We start from the raw sequence: 3,130 nt of genomic DNA, 5'->3' as shown, positions 1-3,130 counted from the left end.
GGAGCGTGGCCCCCGCGAGGAGCGCCCGCCGCGGCCTCCGCGCGAGGACCGTCCGCCGCGCGACCCCAAGAGCCTGCCCGGCGAGCTGACCTTCAAGCCGTTCAGCGCGCTGGCCCCGTCCGCGCCCGCGAAGTCCGGTGGTGAGGGCGGTGGCTCCTCGGAGGGCTGAAGTCCATGGCGAAGCGGCTGGGAGAGCGGTTGATTGAGGCCGGCCTCGTGACCCCCGGGGCCGTGGAGCAGGGTCTGGAGCACCAGAAGATCACCGGCCACAAGCTGGGGGACTGTCTGGTGGAGCTGGGCCTGCTCCAGGAGGCCGCGCTGCTGCGGCTCCTGGCCAACGAGTTCCAGACCCGCTTCGTCACCGCGGACAAGCTGGCCAAGGCCCGCATCGACACGAAGGTCCTGGACAAGCTGCCGGTGCGGCTGGCGGAAGCGCAGAACGTGCTCCCGCTGGCCATCGACCCGGAGCGCAAGCTGCTGTCGGTGGTGGCCGCCGAGCCGCAGAACAAGTCGCTGCTCGACGAGATCGCCCTCGTCACCGGCATGTCGGAGGTCTACGCGTACATCGGCCTGCGCAGCGCCATCTCCGCGGCCATCCGCAAGCACTACTACGGCGACCCCACGGCGTTCACCACGCTCTTGGAAGGCCCCAGCGCCTCCAACGGACCCCGCCGTCCGGACACCCCGTCCAACACGCACGTGGGCGCGGAGCCCGGGCGCGGCGGCTCCTCCGCGGGCCGGAGCGCCACCAGCCTGAGCATGCGGCTGGAGACGGACGCGCGGATGCGGCTGCAGCGCGCCGGCAGCGGCACCAACGTGGCGCGCGTCTCCACGCAGCGGCGCGAGCCGGGCGGCCCGCGCGGGCTCATCAGCGACACGGACTACGTGGAGACGCTGAGCCTGATGGTGGGCCTGCTGGAGCAGGACCGGCCCCGGCACCGGGGACACTCCGCGCAGCTGGCGCGGCAGGCGGGCATCGTCGGCCAGCGCATGGGCATGCCCCACAAGGAGCTGGCGGCGCTGTCCATCGCCGCGTACCTGCACGACCTGGGCAAGCCGCCGGAGCGCCACTACTCGCTGGCGAGCAACGCGGCCAACGCCGAGTGGAAGGCGCAGGCGAAGGCGTGCTGCCGCGCGCCCACGAAGCTCTTCGAGACGGTGCACCTGCCCGCGCAGGTGAACACCATCCTCGCGCAGCTGTACGAGGCCTGGGACGGCTCCGGCACGCCCCAGGGCGCCAAGGGCGAGGACATCACCCTGGGCGCGCGCATCCTGGCGGCGGTGGACAGCTTCCTGGAGCTGACCAAGAACCCGGGCAACGCGCACGGCCGCGTCTTCACCAAGCAGCAGGCGCTGGAGCACCTCAAGCAGCACGCGGGCGTGCTCTACGACCCGGTGGTGGCGGACATCGTCGGCCAGCTCCAGAGCGGTTCGCTGCTGGTGCACCGGCTGGCCAGCGAGGGCCGGCAGGTGCTCATCGCGGAGCCGGACGAGGCCACGCGCGGCGAGCTGCTGGAGGCGGTGCTCAAGCAGGAGCTGGTGGCGCACGCACTGTCCACGCTGGACGGCGCGCTGGACGGCCTGGCGCGGCAGGACTGCGACGTGCTGGTGGTGAGCCTGCGGCTGGGCCAGCAGGAGGTGATGGACCTGCTGGAGGCCGTGCGCTCCACGCCGGAGAGCGCGGGCCTGCCCATCGCCGTGGTGGGCGAACCGGATGCGCAGGCGCGCGAGCGGCTGCTCATGGCGGGCGCGACGGCGGTGCTGTCCCCGGGCGACAAGGCGGAGGTGGCCCGCACGGTGCTGTCCCTCTTCCAGGACCGGGTGCAGCACAACGGCCCGGGCCGGGTGGTGCGCGGCAGCTTCGACGAGCTGCCCCCGAAGGAGCTGTTGCGCACGCTGGGCGGCGGCAAGAAGAGCGGGAAGCTCCAGCTGCGGCACCACACGCTGGAGGGCTCGCTGCACCTGGAGCGCGGACGCGTGGTGCACGCGGCGTTCGGCGGCCACTCGGGGGAGCCCGCGCTGCAGGCCCTGCTGAAGATGAAGCAGGCGGACTTCGTCTACGACCCGGACGCGCTGCTGCTGGACATGCCGCAGTTGGACCAGGACCTGGAGGCCCTGGCCAACGCGCTCAGCCCAGCGTGAGGTTGAAGAGGCGGACCGCGTTCGCGGTGGTGACGCGGGCCACCTCCTCCAGCGAGACGCCCTTCAGCTCCGCCACCTTCCTCGCCGTCTCCAGCACGTGCGCGGGCTCGTTCTTGCGGCCGCGGTGGGGCACCGGCGCGAGGAAGGGGCTGTCCGTCTCCACCATCAGGCGCTCCAGCGGCGCGAAGCGCACCGCGTCCTGGAGGGCCTCCGTCTTCTTGTAGGTCACGACGCCCGACAGCGAGATGTAGAAGCCCCGGTCCAGGTACTTGCGGGCCGCGGCCGTGTCGCCGGTGAAGCAGTGGATGACGCCGTTCGTGACGTCCTCCGCCGCCAGGGCCGCTTCGCAGTCGTCATGCGCGTCGCGCACGTGCACCACCAGCGGCTTGGACAGGCGCTTCGCGAGCGCGCACTGGCGCCGGAAGACGGTGGCCTGCACCTCGCGCGGCGAGTGGTCGTAGTAGTAGTCCAGCCCGGCCTCGCCCACGGCGCGCAGCTCCGGCCGCGCGCAGGTGCGCTCCAGCATCTCGAAGTCCGCCTCCGTCGCGCGGGCGGCCTCGTGCGGGTGGATGCCCAGCGTGGGCGACAGGAAGTCCGGGTGCCGGGCGGCGACCTCCAGCGCGTGCCCCCAGTCACCGGGGCCGTGGAACTGGCCCACCAGCACCGCGTGCACCAGCCCCGCGGCGCGGGCGCGCTCCAGCACCGGCGCCACGTCCGCGTAGTCCTTCGGCTCCAGGTGGCAGTGCGCATCAACCAGTCTCATGGGCTCTCCCGAAACAGCTCTTCCAGCTCCGTGCGCGCCTCTTCCGAGGCGAAGGTGGGCACGGCGGCGCGCACGCGCTCCAGCCCCTCCGCCACGCCCAGGCGCCAGAGGCCATCCGCCGCGTCCAGCCGGTCGTCCTCCGCCGCGCTCCGGTCCTCCAGCACGGCGAGCAGCCAGGGCAGCGCCCGGGCATCTCCCAACCGGCCCAGCCCGCGCGCGGCGGCG

Annotated in this window: 2 protein-coding genes and 1 pseudogene; 1 reads left to right on the top strand and 2 read right to left on the bottom strand. The window is 73.1% G+C overall.

Annotated elements, in window-relative coordinates:
- Nucleotides 1-174: 174 nt before the first annotated feature.
- The gene (locus ACLEQD_RS40125; RefSeq protein ID WP_410391219.1) at nt 175-2,142 is read left to right on the top strand and encodes an HD domain-containing phosphohydrolase; all 1,968 of its coding nucleotides are present in this window, start codon (nt 175-177) and stop codon (nt 2,140-2,142) included.
- Here the strand turns inward: ACLEQD_RS40125 and ACLEQD_RS40120 are convergent.
- A complete protein-coding gene (locus ACLEQD_RS40120) occupies nt 2,129-2,905 on the bottom strand; it encodes a TatD family hydrolase (RefSeq protein ID WP_410391218.1) in 777 nt (258 codons plus the stop codon). The two genes, ACLEQD_RS40125 and ACLEQD_RS40120, sit on opposite strands and share 14 nt — an antisense overlap.
- A pseudogene (locus ACLEQD_RS40115) lies at nt 2,902-3,130 on the bottom strand (HEAT repeat domain-containing protein); the annotation flags it as partial. The gene ACLEQD_RS40120 and the pseudogene ACLEQD_RS40115, both read right to left, overlap by 4 nt.

This window comes from Corallococcus sp. 4LFB (assembly GCF_046520365.1).
Lineage (GTDB): Bacteria > Myxococcota > Myxococcia > Myxococcales > Myxococcaceae > Corallococcus > Corallococcus caeni.
The sequence above is the reverse complement of the archived record's forward strand: the minus strand, read 5'-3'. Positions and strand labels throughout refer to the sequence as shown.

Coding starts and splice junctions, on each gene's coding strand:
- ACLEQD_RS40125 (WP_410391219.1), top strand. CDS start 175: ATGGCGAAGCGGCTGGGAGAGCGGTTGATTGAGGCCGGCCTCGTGACC.
- ACLEQD_RS40120 (WP_410391218.1), bottom strand. CDS start 2,905: ATGAGACTGGTTGATGCGCACTGCCACCTGGAGCCGAAGGACTACGCG.